The sequence below is a fragment of the Staphylococcus sp. GDX8P80P genome, assembly GCF_017893095.1.
Classification (GTDB): domain Bacteria; phylum Bacillota; class Bacilli; order Staphylococcales; family Staphylococcaceae; genus Staphylococcus; species Staphylococcus borealis.
On sequence record NZ_JAESMI010000257.1, the window covers coordinates 1 to 226 of the forward strand.

Below are 226 nucleotides of genomic sequence, written 5' to 3' on the forward strand. Positions count from 1 at the left end.
ATAAACTTTTTACAATTTCATGCAATTCTTGTTGTAACTTTGCTGTTCGTGTTTCAATCTCTTTTGTAATATAATCGATACGCTCGTTTCGTTTTAAATCTTTAGGTAAATCGTTAATATCGATTGGTTTACCAATATTTATGTATGCTTGTCCTGTTAAAAGACCGTGAATCTTAGTAGGACCAACATAAGCAACAGGTAATATTGGTGACTTACTTAACATTGC

General features: G+C 31.4%; 1 pseudogene. It reads right to left on the reverse strand.

The features are described 5' to 3' along the window. Window positions 1–226: pseudogene (locus tag KA858_RS12685) on the reverse strand (lysophospholipid acyltransferase family protein); the annotation flags it as partial.